The organism is Stutzerimonas chloritidismutans (assembly GCF_020783375.1).
In the GTDB taxonomy this organism is placed as follows: domain Bacteria; phylum Pseudomonadota; class Gammaproteobacteria; order Pseudomonadales; family Pseudomonadaceae; genus Stutzerimonas; species Stutzerimonas kunmingensis.
This window is the reverse complement of sequence record NZ_CP086067.1, coordinates 897,640-913,570: the sequence shown is the minus strand read 5'-3', so window position 1 is coordinate 913,570 and position 15,931 is coordinate 897,640. Positions and strand designations below refer to the sequence as shown.

Annotated in this window: 15 protein-coding genes; 10 read left to right on the top strand and 5 right to left on the bottom strand. The window is 63.6% G+C overall.

The annotated features are described in order from the left end of the window. Positions 1–58: 58 nt before the first annotated feature. The gene (locus LLJ08_RS04160; protein ID WP_281429800.1) at positions 59–790 is read left to right on the top strand and encodes a VC0807 family protein; all 732 of its coding nucleotides are present in this window, start codon (positions 59–61) and stop codon (positions 788–790) included. A gap of 55 nt (positions 791–845) precedes the next feature. Here the strand turns inward: LLJ08_RS04160 and LLJ08_RS21090 are convergent, their stop codons facing one another. The 5 genes from LLJ08_RS21090 to LLJ08_RS04140 form a co-directional block, all read right to left on the bottom strand. After that, positions 846–932, bottom strand: a complete 87-nt coding sequence (locus tag LLJ08_RS21090) for a small membrane protein YohP (RefSeq protein ID WP_443977743.1) — start codon at positions 930–932, stop codon at positions 846–848. Positions 933–1,026: 94 nt separating this feature from the next. After that, positions 1,027–1,926, bottom strand: a complete 900-nt coding sequence (locus LLJ08_RS04155; protein ID WP_014819259.1) for an AEC family transporter — start codon at positions 1,924–1,926, stop codon at positions 1,027–1,029. A 112-nt stretch (positions 1,927–2,038) separates the two neighbouring features. Continuing rightward, positions 2,039–2,959: a dTDP-4-dehydrorhamnose reductase gene (gene rfbD, locus LLJ08_RS04150; RefSeq protein ID WP_125875413.1), complete on the bottom strand. Its 921-nt coding sequence runs from the start codon at positions 2,957–2,959 to the stop codon at positions 2,039–2,041. Positions 2,960–3,231: 272 nt separating this feature from the next. Continuing rightward, on the bottom strand, positions 3,232–3,939 hold the full coding sequence (gene sfsA / locus LLJ08_RS04145; RefSeq protein ID WP_228208275.1) for a DNA/RNA nuclease SfsA: 708 nt from the start codon (positions 3,937–3,939) through the stop codon (positions 3,232–3,234). After that, entirely contained in the window at positions 3,939–5,111 is a 1,173-nt protein-coding gene (locus LLJ08_RS04140; protein WP_228208274.1) for a pyridoxal phosphate-dependent aminotransferase, read from the bottom strand. Before LLJ08_RS04140 ends, sfsA begins: the two co-directional genes overlap by 1 nt. A gap of 191 nt (positions 5,112–5,302) precedes the next feature. Between LLJ08_RS04140 and dksA the strand changes: the two genes are divergently transcribed. The 9 genes from dksA to panC all read left to right on the top strand — a co-directional run bounded on the left by dksA (position 5,303) and on the right by panC (position 15,874). Then, the gene (gene dksA / locus LLJ08_RS04135) at positions 5,303–5,749 is read left to right on the top strand and encodes an RNA polymerase-binding protein DksA (RefSeq protein ID WP_003284903.1); all 447 of its coding nucleotides are present in this window, start codon (positions 5,303–5,305) and stop codon (positions 5,747–5,749) included. A gap of 90 nt (positions 5,750–5,839) precedes the next feature. Then, positions 5,840–6,745 carry a tRNA glutamyl-Q(34) synthetase GluQRS gene (gluQRS, locus tag LLJ08_RS04130; protein WP_228208273.1) on the top strand — a complete coding sequence of 302 codons (906 nt, stop codon included), beginning with the start codon at positions 5,840–5,842 and terminating at the stop codon, positions 6,743–6,745. A 95-nt stretch (positions 6,746–6,840) separates the two neighbouring features. Further along, positions 6,841–7,017 carry a hypothetical protein gene (locus LLJ08_RS04125; RefSeq protein ID WP_003284901.1) on the top strand — a complete coding sequence of 59 codons (177 nt, stop codon included), beginning with the start codon at positions 6,841–6,843 and terminating at the stop codon, positions 7,015–7,017. Next, positions 7,001–9,955, top strand: a complete 2,955-nt coding sequence (locus tag LLJ08_RS04120; RefSeq protein WP_179485775.1) for a sensor histidine kinase — start codon at positions 7,001–7,003, stop codon at positions 9,953–9,955. The genes LLJ08_RS04125 and LLJ08_RS04120 overlap by 17 nt, the downstream gene beginning before the upstream one ends. Before the next feature lie 61 nt (positions 9,956–10,016). Beyond that, positions 10,017–11,429, top strand: coding sequence for a sigma-54-dependent transcriptional regulator (locus LLJ08_RS04115; protein WP_045666278.1), 1,413 nt, complete (start codon positions 10,017–10,019; stop codon positions 11,427–11,429). A 736-nt stretch (positions 11,430–12,165) separates the two neighbouring features. Then, positions 12,166–13,560 carry a polynucleotide adenylyltransferase PcnB gene (locus LLJ08_RS04110; RefSeq protein WP_104096831.1) on the top strand — a complete coding sequence of 465 codons (1,395 nt, stop codon included), beginning with the start codon at positions 12,166–12,168 and terminating at the stop codon, positions 13,558–13,560. A gap of 1 nt (position 13,561) precedes the next feature. Continuing rightward, a complete protein-coding gene (folK, locus tag LLJ08_RS04105) occupies positions 13,562–14,089 on the top strand; it encodes a 2-amino-4-hydroxy-6-hydroxymethyldihydropteridine diphosphokinase (RefSeq protein ID WP_221102675.1) in 528 nt (175 codons plus the stop codon). A 127-nt stretch (positions 14,090–14,216) separates the two neighbouring features. Beyond that, the gene (panB, locus tag LLJ08_RS04100; RefSeq protein ID WP_014819250.1) at positions 14,217–15,017 is read left to right on the top strand and encodes a 3-methyl-2-oxobutanoate hydroxymethyltransferase; all 801 of its coding nucleotides are present in this window, start codon (positions 14,217–14,219) and stop codon (positions 15,015–15,017) included. Next, on the top strand, positions 15,014–15,874 hold the full coding sequence (panC, locus tag LLJ08_RS04095; protein WP_045666541.1) for a pantoate--beta-alanine ligase: 861 nt from the start codon (positions 15,014–15,016) through the stop codon (positions 15,872–15,874). The genes panB and panC overlap by 4 nt, the downstream gene beginning before the upstream one ends. Positions 15,875–15,931: the final 57 nt, after the last annotated feature.

Sequence of the window (15,931 nt, the reverse complement as noted above, 5' to 3'; positions counted from 1 at the left end):
ATGGCGAATGACCGCAACACAGGCGATCATGCAGCCCTCTCCAGACCAACCCGATGTCATGACCGATACCGACCAGACCCACGCCGAACATAAACCGCGCCCGCTAATCGACCTGGCCGTCAGCATCCTGATTCCCTCGCTGATCCTGATGAAGCTCAGTGGTGAAGACCGCCTCGGCGCAGACGGTGCACTGCTGCTTGCCCTGGCCTTTCCGCTGGGCTGGGGGCTGTGGGAGCTGGCCAAATACCGCAAGTTCAACTGGATAGCCCTGCTCGGCCTGATCAGCGTGCTGCTGACTGGCGGCATCGGGCTGCTTCAGCTCGATACCCAGTGGCTCGCCATCAAGGAAGCAGCGGTTCCCGGCATCATCGGCATCGCCGTGCTGGCCTCGACGCGCACCCGCTACCCGCTGATTCGCACCCTGCTGTACAACCCCAAAGTGCTCAACGTGGACAAGATCCACGAACAGCTCGAGCAAAACGGCCAGGTCGAACACTTCGAAACGCGGCTGCTGCGGGCGACCTACCTGCTCAGCGGCACCTTCTTCTTCTCGTCGTTCATGAATTACGTGCTGGCCAAATGGATCGTCAACAGCCCCGCCGGCAGCGAAGCCTTCAACGCCGAATTGGGCCGCATGACCCTGCTCAGCTACCCGATGATCGCCATTCCGAGCATGTTGATGATGATGGCGATCTTCTTTTACCTCTGGCGCACCATCCACGGGCTGACCGGCCTGCGACTGGAGGACATCATGGCAACCTCGGCGCAGGAACCGCGCAGCAACAAATAGCGGCGCATGAAAAAGGCCGGCGGGCTTGCGCCGGCCGGCCTGTCGCCCCCGCTCGTCAGAACAGCAGCTTGAATATCCCGATCACCACGATCAGGCCGATGATGAAGATGATGCCTGCGGTCCCGCCGATGAATTTCAACATGCCGTGCTCTCCGGTTTTTTTCAGGTCTGTGATTTTTGTGACAGTCCTGTCCCGGAGCCGTTCGTCAAAACTGCAGCGGAGTCCTAGTCGCTGACTAGCCAGCAGCGAGCAGCATCCATAGCGGCAGGCTGATGACTGCAGTCACGGTCGAGAGAAACACGGTCGAGCTGACTGCTCGCGTGTCCTCGGAATGCTTGACGAACGCCAGCACGTTAACGCCACTCGGGCAGGCTGCAAGCAGCACCAGCACGTTGCGTGCATCCTGATTCAGCCCTGGCAGCAACCCGCTCAGCCACCAGACCAGTGCCGGAAACGCCGCCAGTTTGACCAGCGTCAGCAGCAGCGCCGTCCCGTTTGGCCGCAGGCGGTAGCGCGACAGGCTGATGCCCAGCACCATCAGCGCACAGGGCAATGCCGCCTGCGCGAGCCATACAGCGACGCGCCAGAGCGGCTCGGGCAGCTCGAGCCCGGATAGATTCAACAGGGCACCGAGCACCAGACCGATGATCAGCGGATTCGCCAGATTCCTCAGCAGCGCCGGAGCGCTGACCTTGTCGCCGTCACCCAGTGCCGCGTAGAAGCTCTGCAGCGAGAACAGGACGAGACTGTGAAACACCAGGATAGCGAACACATAGACCAGGCTTTCAGCGCCAAGCAGCGTGGTCACCAGCGGGATGCCGACCAGTACGTTGTTCGAGTAGGCGGCAGTAAGGCCAAGCGGAGTGGCGCGCCCGGCGCGGCGGTGAGCGACCAGATTGACCAGCAGGAACACCAGCAGCACCGGTACGAAATAGGCCAGCAGCAGCATTGGCGACATGCCATCACTCAGCTCGGCGCGGGCGATCCCGGTAAACAGCACTGCCGGCATGAACAGCTTGAAGGTGACACTGGCCAGCCCGGCCGCTCCTTCGTTGTTGAGCCATTGCCGCCAGCCGAACAGATAGCCGAGCGTGATCAGACCGAAGATCGGCAGGATTGCCAACACCACTACCATGCTGCGCCCCTTCTAGAGCCGAACGTCAGGCCACGCCTTGGCGCGGGGGCGCAAGAATACACCGGAGATCAGGAAAATCGCACGGCGCCGGGTAACTGCCGTGCACTTTCTGTCAGGCGCGGGAGGACCGCTCACGGCTGAACGCCGGGTGCTCCTGCTGACGCAGGATCGCCAGCACATCGGCCAGGTCTTCCTGCCAGTGACGGGGCGCGAGGCAAAAGGTCGACTCGAAGCGGCTGCAGTCGAGCACCGACCAGGCCGGCCGCCGGGCGGGAGTCGGGTACTGCGCCGTGGCAATCGGCGACACCGTCGGCTGCCGCGAGATCAGCCCGGCGCCTTCGCCCTGACGGAAGATTTCCACGGCGAAGTCATACCACGAACAAGCCGGTACGCCGCTGTAGTGGTACACCCCCCAAGCGAGATCCGCGCCGGCTGCGTAGCGGCGTGCCAGTTCGAGCAACACCGAAGCGATGCTGCCAGCCTGGGTGGGGCAGCCTATCTGGTCGCTCACCACACCAAGCGCATCGCGCTGCCGGGCGAGCCGCAGCATGGTCTTGACGAAGTTGTGCCCGTGCACGCCATACACCCAGCTGGTGCGAAGGATCAGATGCGATTGCAGACGCCCACGGATCGCTTCCTCGCCCGCCAGTTTGCTCGCTCCGTAGACGCCGGTCGGACCGGTTTCGTCGCTCTCGGTATAGGGGCGATCGGCCTCACCGGAGAACACATAGTCGGTGGATATATGGAACAACGGAACGCCAGCGTGCTCGGCCGCCTCGGCGAGGTGGCGCGCGCCGTCGCGGTTCACCGCATAGGCCTGCTCACGATGAGATTCGGCATTGTCCACATGGGTATAGGCGGCCGCATTGATGATCAGCCCAGGACGTTGACGCATCACTGCCGCAACCTGCTCGGGTTGCGCGATATCCAGCTGGGCCCGTGCAGGCGCCAGCACCTCCAGCCCGAAACTTGCTGCCCGTTCCACCAGTTCTCGACCCACTTGGCCGCCGGCACCGCAAACGAGGATTCGCATTCTTTGTAGCCTCATCGACGACGCCCGCGCCAGGCGCGAGCGTCCGAAATTAGTTTCATCCACGGCGCTACACGCGCATCAGAGATGTCGCGCTGTCGCCGCAGGAGCCATCGAAAACGGGCTGGAACGCGTCGTAACGCCGCGTCGAACAGCGGAGCAGAGCCTTCCCGTAAGTGATGGATGTGGTTTCCAGCCTCGTTGAGGCCAGACGAAAGGCGCTTTGTTCCCGAGCCGGGCAGAAAAATTTTCCAACCGTCACGACCGTCCACCCATCAGAGCAATACCGGCAATCGGCCAGTAATACGCAACTCCTCGACGGAAAGATCGACCCTGTAAGCCAGTACTTCCACGCCTGCCGCCTGCGCTTCCCGCAGCGCAGCGGCATAGGCCGGATCGATCTCCTCGGCCGGCCGCACTGCTTCGATGCCGCTCAAATTGACGCAGTACAGTTGCACCGCACGCACACCGGCACGGGCCAGCGTCGCCAGTTCACGCAGGTGCCTGGCGCCGCGCGCCGTTACGGCGTCGGGAAAGGCCGCCACTGGCGTTTCGGCAAAGCCGAGGGTGACACTCTTCACCTCGACGAAGGCGGCAGTTCCGGCGTAGTCGAGACGAAAATCCACCCGGCTGCTCTCCACGCCATAAGCCACCTCGCGCTTGAGCGTCGAGAAACCGGCCAGCTCGGCGATCTGCCCATTCAGCAGCGCCTCCTCGACCAGCGGATTGGCCCGCGCCGTGTTCACGCACGCCAACCGCCCCTGCGGGGTTTCGACCAGCTCCCAGGTCCCCGGCAATTTGCGCCGCGGATCGCTGCTGCGCTGGAACCACACTCGCGCTCCCTCGCCCATGCAATTGAGCATCGAGCCGGTGTTGGGGCAGTGGATGCACAGCGCTTCGCCCTCGTCGGTGATGATATCGGCAAGAAAACGCTTGTAGCGCCTGACCAGTCGCCCCTGCTCCAGCGGTTGCGCAAAACGCATCAGGATTGCCAGCTGCGCAAGCCGCGGGCAATGCGCTCGACAGCCTGTTCCAGGCGCGGCAGGTCCTGGGTGTAGGCGAAACGCACATGATGTCCGGCCTGGAAACGACCGAAATCCAGGCCTGGGGTGATCGCGACGAACTCCGTTTCCAGCATGTGCTGGCAGAACGCATAGGCATCGCCGCCAAAGGCGCTGATGTCGGCGTACAGATAGAACGCGCCCTGCGGCTCGACCGCGATACCGAAGCCGAGCTCCCGCAAGGCTGGCAAGAGGAAATCACGGCGGCGGGCGAACTCGCCGCGGCGTGCCTCGAGAATCTCCAGCGTCGCCGGTTGGAAACACGCCAGGGCCGCGTGCTGAGCCATGCTCGGCGCGCTGATGTAGAGGTTCTGCGCAAGCTTCTCCAGCTCCGGAACGGCTGCCGGCGGCGCCACCAGCCAGCCCAGGCGCCAGCCGGTCATTCCGAAATATTTGGAGAAGCTGTTGAGCACGAAGGCGTCGTCGTCGACTTCCAGCACGCTTGCCGCGTCCACGCCATAGGTCAGCCCGTGGTAGATCTCATCGACCACCAAATGGCCGCCACGCGCTTTCAGCGCTGCCGAAAGCCCAGCCAGCTCCTCGCGATCCAGCAGCGTCCCGGTGGGATTGGCCGGCGACGCGACCAGCGCACCGACGCTGGCGCGATCCCAGTAGCGCTCGACCAGCTCCGGAGTCAGCTGATAACGAACCTCCGGGCCGACCGGCACCAGTTGCGCGGCACCTTCGACCAAGCGCAGAAAATGCCGGTTGCAGGGGTAACCCGGATCGGCGAGCAGCCAATGCTTGCCGGGGTCCACCAGCAGGCTGGCAGCCAGCAGCAACGCGCCGGAGCCGCCGGGTGTAATCAGGATGCGTTCGGGGTCAATGGATAATCCGTAGCGCTGCGCATAGAAACCGACAATGGCTTGACGCAGCTGCGGCAGGCCGCGCGCCGGGGTATAGCGCGTGTGCCCGGCGGCCAGCGCGGCCTGCCCTGCCGCCACGATGGGCGCCGCGGTGGTGAAGTCCGGCTCGCCGATTTCCAAATGAATGACGTCGTGGCCTTGAACTTGCAGCTGGTTGGCCCGCTCCAAAAGCGCCATGACGTGGAAAGGTTCGATTGCGCGGCTGCGCGCACTGTATGACGAGGTCATCTGACCTTCCTGTTGGGAACGAAACGTGAATTCTACCCAAGGTCCCGATACCGCTGCAGTTACTGTTGGATTCGGGAGTAGCGCGCCCCGATCCGATCTGGTAAGTTCGCCCGCTTGCAGCCGCAGGGCCGGCACGGGCCGGCAAGGGACAAATCATCCTGCGCAATGGACATAGCGAGAGGCGTTCATCCATGCCCATTACCAAAGAAACACCGTCGAGCAAGCAACTGATTCGCGCCTTCGAGCCCTATAAGGAAAGCAAGGGCGAGGAATACATGAGCGACAAGATGCGCGCCCATTTCACCGGCATCCTGAACAAGTGGAAACAGGAGCTGATGGAAGAGGTCGATCGCACCGTGCACCACATGCAGGACGAGGCTGCCAACTTCCCTGATCCGGCCGACCGTGCCAGCCAGGAAGAAGAGTTCAGCCTGGAACTGCGCGCCCGCGACCGCGAGCGCAAGCTGATCAAGAAGATCGACGAGACGCTGCAGCTGATCGAAGACAACGAGTACGGCTGGTGCGATTCCTGCGGCGTCGAGATCGGCATCCGCCGACTGGAAGCCCGCCCTACCGCTACGCTCTGCATCGACTGCAAGACGCTGGCGGAGATCAAGGAAAAGCAGATCGGTTCCTGATCCCGAACGGGGCGCTTCGGCGCCCCGCTTCATTTCCAGGCTCTGCAGCGTTTCATCCGCCCCGCCATCCCAGATAGCGCCGGCCCCAACATGCCCTTTCCTGCCCCGTCCCAAGCCCATCGCTACGTCGGCCGTTTTGCCCCGACACCCAGCGGCTATCTGCATTTCGGCTCACTGGTGGCCGCCCTCGCTTCCTATCTTGACGCCCGCGCGGTCGGCGGCCGCTGGCTGCTGCGCATGGAAGACATCGACCCGCCACGGGAGATGCCCGGCGCCCAGCGAGCCATCGTCGAGACGCTGTCGAGCTACGGATTCGAATGGGACGGCGATATGTTGCGCCAGAGCGAGCGTCAGGTCGCCTACGGCGCCGCCATCGAGCGCCTGCTGGATGAAGGCTTGGCGTATGCCTGCACCTGCTCGCGCAAGCAGCTCGAAGACTATCCGGGCCCCTACCCGGGTTTCTGCCGCAACGCCGGCCACGGTCTCGATGACGCCGCCATACGCCTGCAGGTGCCTGATCGCGCGTACGGCTTCACCGACCGCGTGCAGGGCGAATTCCGCCAGCATCTGGGTCGCGAGGTCGGCGACTTCGTGATCCGCCGTCGCGACGGCTTGATCGCCTATCAGCTGGCGGTGGTGCTGGATGACGCGTGGCAGGGAGTAACCGACGTCGTACGCGGTGCCGATCTGCTCGACTCCACGCCGCGCCAGCTGTACCTGCAGGAAGTGCTCGGTCTACCCCAGCCGCGCTATCTACACCTGCCGCTGATCATCCAGCCGGATGGACACAAGCTGGGCAAGAGTTACCGCTCGCCACCCTTGCAGCCTCACGAGGCCAGTCCGCTGCTGCTGCGTGCTTTGCGCGCGCTGGGCCAGCAACCGCCCACAGAGCTGAACGATGCACTGCCAGCGGACATCCTCGCCTGGGCGGTGCTGCACTGGGACGCTCAGCGCATCCCTCGCACACGGACACTGGCCGAATCGCAGCTGCGCTAGGCGGATTGCCACGCTGCGCCAGCTTTTGCCTGCCGCAGGTGGCTTGCCGCCCGCCGCTGCTCTACCATCGCCCCACTTCCGACACGAGACCCGGCATGTATATCTACCGACTGGTGCTGCTCCTGGTGGTGGGCATCTATCTGTTCTCCCCCGCCATCATGGACTGGTGGATCGACCCCAACGGGGCCTGGTATCGGCCCTACGTGCTGTGGCTGATCCTCATCGTGGTGACCTTCATACTCCAGAGCCAGCGTGATGCAGACGAGCTTTAGCCTGAGCCACCTGATCCTGATCAGCGTTGCCTACCTGATCATGCTGTTCGGCGTCGCCTGGGTCAGCGAGCGCGGATTGATTCCACGCTGGGTGATCCGCCACCCGCTGACCTACACATTGTCGCTGGGCGTCTACGCCAGCGCCTGGGCCTTCTACGGCACGGTAGGTCTGGCCTACCAGTACGGTTACGGCTTTCTCGCCACCTATCTGGGGGTCTGCGGTGCTTTCCTGCTGGCGCCGGTGCTGCTCTATCCGATCCTGCGGATCACCCGCACCTACCAGCTCTCGTCACTGGCCGATCTGGTCGCCTTCCGCTTTCGCAGCACCTGGAGCGGGGCGCTGACCACGCTGGTCATGCTGATCGGCATGCTGCCGTTGCTCGCCCTGCAGATCCAGGCGGTGGCCGACGCCATCGGCATTCTCACTCTGGAGCCGCTGCAGGAGCGCGTGGCGCTGGGCTATTGCCTGATGATCATGCTGTTCACCATCCTCTTCGGCGCCCGCCACATCGCCACGCGGGAGAAGCACGAAGGCCTGGTGTTCGCCATCGCCTTCGAATCCATCGTCAAGCTGGTGACCTTCGGTGCCATCGGCCTCTACGCCCTGTATGTGGTATTCGGCGGCCCGCATCAGCTGGAGATCTGGCTGCTACAGAACCAGTCGGCGCTACAGGCATTGCACACGCCCTTGCAGGAAGGGCCCTGGCGCACACTGCTGCTGGTGTTCTTTGCCTCGGCCATCGTGATGCCGCACATGTATCACATGACCTTCACCGAGAACCTTGATCCTCGCGGCCTGGTGAGCGCCAGCTGGGGCCTGCCGCTCTATCTGCTGCTGATGAGCCTGGCCGTGCCGCTGATCCTCTGGGCCGGACTCAAGCTGGGGGTCAGCACCAACCCCGAGTACTTCACCTTGGGCCTGGGCATCGCCGCACAGAGCGAAACCCTGGCGCTGCTGGCCTTCGTCGGCGGTCTCTCGGCATCCAGCGGGCTGATCATCGTCAGCACCCTGGCACTGTCGGGCATGGCGCTCAACCACTTGGTGCTGCCGCTGTATCAGCCATCCAGCGAAGGCAACATCTACCGCTGGCTGAAGTGGACGCGCCGCAGCCTGATCTTCGCCATCATCATGGCCGGCTACGGCTTTTACCTGCTGCTCGGTGCCGAGCAGGACCTGTCCAACCTCGGCATCGTCGCCTTCGTCGCCACTCTGCAGTTCCTGCCGGGCGTGCTGTCCGTACTCTACTGGCCGACCGCCAATCGCCGCGGCTACATCGCGGGCCTGCTGGCCGGCATCGGCGTCTGGGTAGTGACCATGCTGTTGCCGCTGGTGGGCAACCTGGACGGCTTCTACATTCCGCTGTTCAACGTCGTCTATGTACTGGACGACACCAGCTGGCATCTGGCGGCAATCGCGTCACTGGCGGTCAACGTCCTGGCGTTCTCGCTGTTCTCGATCTTCAGTGAAACCAGCCCCGAGGAGCAGAGCGCTGCCGAGGCCTGCGCCGTAGAGAACGTCCGCCGCCCGCAACGGCGCGAACTGATCGCCGCCTCACCACAGGAGTTCGCCACCCAGCTGGCCAAGCCACTGGGCGCCAAGACCGCGCAACGGGAGGTGGAACAGGCCCTGCGCGATCTGCAGCTACCGTTCGACGAGCATCGCCCCTACGCGCTGCGCCGCCTGCGCGATCGTATCGAAGCCAATCTCTCCGGCCTGATGGGCCCCAGCGTAGCCCAGGACATCGTCGAGAATTTCCTGGCCTACAAGAACGGTGCCGACGGCTACATCACCGAGGACATCCACTTCATCGAAAGCCGGCTGGAGGAGTATCACTCGCGCCTGACCGGCCTGGCCGCAGAATTGGACGCCCTGCGCCGCTATCACCGGCAAACACTACAGGAGCTGCCCATGGGCGTCTGCTCGCTGGCCAAGGATCAGGAAATCCTCATGTGGAACCGTGCGCTCGAGGAACTCACCGAGATCCCCGCGCTGCAAGTCGTCGGCTCGCGCCTGACGACCATCGCCGAACCCTGGCGCAGCCTGCTGAGCGACTTCATCGAGCAGGCCGATGAACACCTGCACAAGCAGCGGCTGGCGCACAACGGCCATCGCCGCTGCCTCAACCTGCACAAGGCAGCCATTGCCGAGCCACTGGCACCGGGCAACAGCGGCCTCGTGCTGCTGGTCGAGGACCTGACCGAAACACAGCAGCTCGAAGACCGCCTGGTTCACTCCGAACGCCTGGCGAGCATTGGCCGCCTGGCCGCTGGCGTGGCGCACGAGATCGGCAACCCGATCACCGGCATCGCCTGCCTGGCGCAGAACCTGCGGGACGAACGCGAAGGCGACGGGGAGATCGTCGAGATCAGCGGCCAGATCATCGAGCAGACCAAACGCGTATCGCGCATCGTGCAATCGCTGATGAGCTTCGCCCATGCCGGCGAGCGACAGCACCAGCTGTATCCGGTGAGCCTGGCGCAGGTGACACAGGACGCCATCGGCCTGCTCTCGCTCAACCGCAACCGCACCGAAGTGCAGTTCATCAACATCTGCGATCCGACGCACTTCGCCGAGGGCGATCCACAGCGGCTCGCCCAGGTTCTGATCAACCTGCTATCCAACGCCCGCGACGCGTCGCCGCAAGGCGGCTTGATCCGCATCAGCAGCGAAGTTGCCGAACAGTCGGTGTACCTGACGGTGGAAGACGAAGGCAGCGGCATTCCGAAGGACATCCAGGACCGGCTGTTCGAGCCATTCTTCACCACCAAGGACCCTGGCGAAGGCACCGGCCTGGGCCTCGCGCTGGTCTATTCGATCATTGAAGAGCATTATGGCCAGATCGATATCGACAGCCCGGCCGACCCGGAAACACAGCGCGGCACCCGTTTTCGCATCACCCTGCCGCGGCATGTCGAAGCGTCCCATGCCGTAAGTTGAAGAGGCGACTGCCGTGCCGGCCCTTTGCCGGTTATGCCTCCAGACCGTCGAGAGAGTACTGATGTCACACATTCTGATCGTCGAAGACGAAACCATCATCCGCTCCGCCCTGCGACGCCTCCTCGAGCGTAACCAGTACGAGGTCAGCGAAGCCGGCTCGGTGCAGGAAGCACAGGAGCGCTACAGCATCCCGGGTTTCGACCTCATCGTCAGCGACCTGAGACTTCCCGGCGCCCCCGGCACCGAGCTGATCAAGCTCGCCGAAGGTACCCCGGTGCTGATCATGACCAGCTACGCCAGCCTGCGCTCGGCCGTGGACTCGATGAAGATGGGCGCAGTCGACTACATCGCCAAACCGTTCGACCATGACGAGATGCTGCAGACCGTGGCACGCATCCTCACCGACCATCAGCACAACGCAGCGACACAAGCGCAGCCCTCCCGTGGCGCAAGCGCCGCCTCAGCGACAACCGACCGAGAAGACATCGGCATCATCGGCCACTGCGCGCCCATGCAGGACCTGTTCGGCAAGATCCGCAAGGTCGCCCCGACCGACTCCAACGTGCTGATCCAGGGCGAATCGGGCACCGGCAAGGAACTGGTCGCCCGCGCGCTGCATAACCTCTCGCGCCGCGCCAAGGCCCCGATGATTTCCGTCAACTGCGCGGCCATCCCGGAAACGCTGATCGAATCCGAACTGTTCGGACACGAGAAAGGCGCCTTCACCGGTGCCAGCGCTGGCCGCGCCGGGCTGGTCGAAGCCGCTGACGGTGGCACTCTGTTTCTCGACGAGATCGGCGAACTGCCGCTCGAGGCACAGGCACGTCTGCTCCGGGTCCTGCAGGAAGGCGAGATCCGCCGGGTTGGTTCGGTGCAGTCACAGAAGGTCGACGTACGCCTGATCGCTGCCACGCACCGGGATCTGAAAACCCTGGCCAAGACCGGCCAGTTCCGTGAAGACCTCTATTACCGCCTGCACGTCATCGCGCTCAAGCTGCCGCCGCTGCGCGAGCGGGGTGGTGACGTGCTGGAGATCGCCAAAGCGTTCCTGGCACGCCAGGGTGAGCGCATGAGCAGCGACGACCTGCATTTTTCCCGCGATGCCGAGCAGGCGATCCGTCACTACTCGTGGCCGGGCAACGTTCGCGAGCTGGAAAACGCGATCGAGCGCGCAGCCATTCTCAGCGAAAGCCCGGAGATCGACGCCGAGCTGCTGGGCATCGATATCGAGCTGGACGAACTGGACGACGATTTCGACGAGCCCCTTGGCACCATTCGCGGCATTGCCACGGGCAACGAGCCGACCGAGGATCTGTCGCTGGAGGACTACTTCCAGCACTTCGTGCTCGAGCATCAGGATCACATGACCGAGACCGAGCTGGCTCGCAAGCTGGGCATCAGCCGCAAATGTCTGTGGGAACGCCGCCAGCGCCTGGGAATTCCGCGGCGCAAGTCGAGTAGCGCGGCCGGGTAATCTGTTACCGCCCGCCATGACTCGTAACAAAAACCGGGAGCAACGGTAACGCTGCCCCGGTTTTTTATTGCCCGCCTCAGTCTAGATAATTACCAAGCCATTGATAAATAAGGACTTTCAAAAAGTGGCACGACAACTGCTTACTTACAGGCACAACAACAATAACAAGCAGATCCCACAATAAGAACAAGACGTAACGGCTCCAGCAAAATAAAGACAAGAAGGCGGAGGCGCAGCTAACTGATTCTTTTGGAGAGGACTTGCCACGGGGTTCGCCCCACGACCAGGCCGAGAACAACAAAAAACTGCATCAGCAGGGCCCGCACTGGTTGGATCGAAGATCAAGGCAAAGTCAGCGACCAAAGAAATCCGTTTGCTATTAGCTCCCAGTGTGGAGTGCTCCTGACGGCCACGGCCCGATGGAACAGGCGAACAACAAAAACAGCAACGCCTGAGCGACTAATAACAATAAAGCACGCAACAGTATTCAAAGGGGAGCTTCGGCTCCCCTTTGTGCTATCCGGGGCTTACCCATTTTCCTTCACAGCAGTCTTACTGCTCGACAATCGCGTGGCCTCCGCCCTGCGCCAAGCACTGCCTGCGTGACGCGGCGCACGATGCTTTTTGACACCTCCCTGCGCATCGTTCAACATCCAGCACTCTCGGTGCTAGAATCCGCGCAGGTTTCGCGGCCATTCGCGACACCGGCCCGTCTTCCGCCACACAGTTGCCCCCCATGCTGAAAAAGCTGTTCCAGTCTTTTCGTCTTCCTCTGCGCCGCATCCCGCATCCCCGCCGCACACCTGAAATTCTGTCCAGCCGACAGCATTCCCTGCATCGCAACGAGATCAGTCGTTACGCGGTGAGCGTGGTCGAACGACTGCAGCAGGCGGGTTACGAGGCATATGTGGTCGGCGGCTGCGTGCGCGACCTGCTGCTGCAGCTGAATCCCAAGGATTACGACGTCGCGACCAGCGCGACCCCCGAACAGGTCCGCGCCGAATTCCGCAACGCCCGCGTGATCGGACGCCGTTTCAAGCTGGTGCATGTGCATTTCGGTCGCGAGATCATCGAGGTCGCCACCTTCCGCGCCAACCATCCGGAAGAGGATGACGACGACGCCAGCCATCTCGCTTCGCGCAACGAGAGCGGCCGCATCCTGCGTGACAACATCTATGGCACCCTCGAAGACGACGCCCAGCGCCGCGACTTCACCATCAATGCGCTGTATTACGATCCGACTTCCGAGCGCATCCTCGACCACACCCGTGGCGTACACGACATCCGCAATCGCCTGATCCGTCTGATCGGCGACCCCGAGCAGCGCTACCAGGAAGACCCGGTGCGCATGCTGCGTGCCGTGCGTTTCGCCGCCAAGCTCGACTTCGAGATCGAACGGCACAGCGCCGAACCCATCGTCGACCTCGCCGACCTGCTCGACGGCATTCCCTCGGCACGCCTGTTCGACGAAGTGCTCAAGCTATTCCTCGGCGGCAAGGCCGAGCGCACCTTCGAGCTGCTGCTCGAATACGATCTCTTCGCCCCGCTGTTCCCGGCGAGCGCCGCAGCACTCGAGCGCAACCCGGAATACGCCGGCACGCTGATCCGCAACGCCCTGGCCAACACCGACCTGCGCATTCAGCAGGGAAAACCGGTGACGCCGGCATTCCTCTTTGCCGCACTGCTCTGGCCCGCCCTGCCCGCCCGCGTACTGGAACTGCAGGACCGTGGCATGCCGCCGATCCCGGCGATGCAGGAAGCGGCGCACGACATCATCTGGGAGCAGTGCCAGCGCACCGCGATTCCCAAGCGTTTCACCATCCCCATGCGCGAGATCTGGGACATGCAGGAGCGCCTGCCGCGCCGCCAGGGGCGCCGCGCCGATCAGTTGCTGGAAAATCCGCGCTTCCGCGCCGGCTACGATTTCCTTCTGCTACGCGAAAGCGCCGGAGAGAAAACCAACGGCCTCGGCGACTGGTGGACCGAATATCAGGAAGCCAGCGACAGCGAACGTCGCAACATGATTCGCGGCCTCAGCAACAAGGAAGAAGCCGGCGGAGCGAAGAAGCGTCGTCGCGGGGGGCGCCGCCGCCGTGGTCCGGGCGACAACGCCGCCAACCCGGCCGAGTAAAATGGAACGCGTCTACATCGGCCTGGGCAGCAATCTGGCCGATCCGCAACAGCAACTGCGCGGCGCCCTGCAAGCGCTGGCTGACTTGCCACAGAGCAGTCTCGCAGCGGTATCGTCACTCTATGCCAGCGACCCACTCGGACCAGCCGACCAACCACGTTACGTCAACGCCGTAGGCGCACTGGACACCAGTCTCGCGCCGCTCGATCTGCTCGACGCCCTGCAACGCATCGAGCAGGCCCAGGGCCGCGAGCGCAAGGCGGAGCGCTGGGGCCCGCGTACGCTGGATCTGGACATCCTGCTGTTCGGCGATCGCCTGATCGCCGAACCCCGTCTGCAGGTTCCGCATTACCACCTGCAAGCCCGCGCGTTTGTGCTCTACCCGCTCGCCGAAGTCGCTCCGGCGGAGTTGCTGCTGGCCGATGGTCGCCGACTCGTCGACCTGCTCGCCGCCTGCCCCTTCAGCGGTCTCGAGCGGCTTGGCGATGACGGTGTCACCGCCGCGGTAACGAACGTAACGCGCGGGTAACACTCGCGATTGACTTACTCTGTCGTCGCCGGGACTATAAGCGCCCTCTGCCATCCGCGGCCCCATGCACCCAACCGGTGCGCCGCGCGGCAACCCTGACCTCCGAGGCTCGAAGAGGACGGCATTCATGCCAGACGTAACCCTGACCACGCTGCAAGGGCTCAAGCAGAAGGGCGAAAAGATCGTCATGCTCACCTGCTATGACGCCACCTTCGCCAAGACCGCCTGCGATGCCGGCGTCGAGATGCTTCTGATCGGCGATTCACTCGGCATGGTCCTGCAAGGTCACGACAGCACCCTGCCGGTCACCGTTGCCGACATGGCCTATCACACCGCCAGCGTCAAACGCGGTAATCGTGGCGCGATGATCGTCGCCGACCTGCCGTTCATGGCCAACGCCACCACCGAGCAGACCCTGAACAATTCGGCCGTGCTGATGCAGGCTGGCGCACACATGATCAAGCTGGAGGGCACCGCCTGGCTGGCCGAGTCGATCCGCCTGCTGGCCGAGCGTGGCATTCCAGTCTGCGCACACATGGGCCTGACGCCACAGGCGGTCAACATCTTCGGCGGTTACAAGGTACAAGGCCGCGAGGAAGCCCAGGCACTTCAGATGCTGGAGGACGCCAAGGCGCTGGAAGCCGCCGGTGCAGCCATGCTGCTGCTCGAATGCGTACCCAGCGAACTGGCTGCGCGCATCACCCGGGCGGTGCAGATTCCGGTGATCGGCATCGGCGCCGGCAGCGACACCGACGGCCAGGTGCTGGTGTTGCACGATATGCTCGGGCTCTCGCTCGGTGGCCGCGTACCGAAGTTCGTCAAGAACTTCATGCGCGAGCACGGTGACATCCCTTCCGCCATCGCCGGCTACGTGAAAGCCGTCAAGGCCACCGAATTCCCCGCAGTCGAACACGGTTTCTCCGCATGAACATCGTCAAGACCATCGCCGACCTGCGTGCCGCAGTGTCCCGCGCCCGTGGGGAAGGCAAGCGCATCGGCGTCGTACCGACCATGGGCAACCTGCACGCCGGTCACATAGCGCTGGTGAAGAAGGCCGGGCAGCGCGCCGACTTCGTGGTCGCCAGCATCTTCGTCAATCCACTGCAGTTCGGCCCCAACGAAGACCTGGACAACTACCCGCGCACCCTCGCTGCGGATCAGGACAAGCTGTTCGAGGCCGGCTGCCACCTGCTCTTTGCGCCGAGCGTCGAAGAGATGTATCCGCACGGCCAGGCCCAGCAGACCATCGTTCGCGTGCCCGGCGTTTCCGAAGGTCTCTGCGGTGGCAGCCGCCCCGGGCATTTCGACGGTGTCTCCACCGTGGTCAGCAAGCTGTTCAACATGGTGCTGCCGGACCTCGCCGTATTCGGTCAGAAAGACTTCCAGCAGCTGGCGGTGATCCGCACCATGGTCCGCGATCTGAACATGCCGGTGCAGATCCTCTCGGAGCCGATCGTTCGCGCCGCCGATGGCCTGGCGCTGTCTTCACGCAACGGCTATCTGAGTGCAGACGAGCGCGCCACGGCTCCGTCGCTGTACCGCACCCTGAGCCAGCTGGACGTAGCGATCCGGGGCGGTCGCCGCGACTACCCGGCGCTGATCGCCGAAGGCCTGAGCGCTTTGCAGGCTGCCGGCCTGCGTCCGGACTATCTGGAGATTCGCAACGCAATCGACCTGCAGCCAGTCAGCGAGCGCTCCACCGAGCTGGTCATCCTCGCCGCCGCCTACCTGGGCAAGACGCGGCTGATCGACAACCTGCTGGTGGACATCCACACATCGGCCTGATCCCAGCCATTTGCCCGCAGCCTTGATCACGTTCGAGGCTTAAGGCACACTCTGCGC